The organism is Lujinxingia vulgaris, assembly GCF_007997005.1.
Lineage (GTDB): Bacteria > Myxococcota_A > Bradymonadia > Bradymonadales > Bradymonadaceae > Lujinxingia.
The window spans coordinates 1-700 of the sequence record NZ_VOSL01000016.1; the positions used below are offsets into that span (position 1 = coordinate 1).

The window sequence follows — 700 nt, forward strand, 5'->3', positions numbered from 1 at the left end:
GACGTGCCGCTCAGAACGCCTCGCCGAACAGATTGCTCAGCGACTTATCCCGCAAGAGCCTCGCACGCCGGCGCCCCGGTCGGGCTGTGCGGCGCGTAGTTCGCCGCCAGCCCTGCCTCATGCGGGTCGCCCTCGCGACACTTCACCGGCGAGTGGCGCCTCAGCCACAACGTGCCGCAGGGAAAAACGCAACGTTTTTTGCCGGCGATCCAGCGCTTGCGCACCCGCACATACGCGCTCTGAAACGCCCTCTCCCGGCTGACGGCCTGCTCGAGAAGCTCCGGATGAAACGCCGCATAGCGCGGGACGGACTGTCGGCCTTTCTTCCGCCGAAGATCTTTCGCGCAGTCGAAGGGATTGGTGGCGAGCACGCCTTTGACGCCCAGAAATCGGCGGCGCTTCTTCTTTCGCTGGCGGTGAATCTCGTTTTCCTCCTCGCGCAGACGCTTCTCAAAATACGCGACGACCTCCTCCAGCGACATATCGTCGTAGCCCGGCGGGCGCCTGGGGATGAACTCAAAGCTCTCGGGCTGATCGTCGCCGTAGTAGCTGTCGGGACGCGGGACCTGCATCGGCTTTTCCCAGTCCGAGGGCATGATCTTAAAGCCCGGCCAGTCCTTTGCTCGGCGAACAAGGCCGGCTTTGACCGGGTTGAGCAAGACGTAGAGCAGCTGAATCTCGAAGACCTCCCGGTCGAGCA

At 63.6% G+C, this 700-nt stretch carries 1 pseudogene; it reads right to left on the reverse strand.

Going from position 1 to position 700, the window contains the following annotated elements:
* Positions 1-44: 44 nt before the first annotated feature.
* Positions 45-700, reverse strand: a pseudogene (locus FRC96_RS21765) (hypothetical protein); the annotation flags it as partial.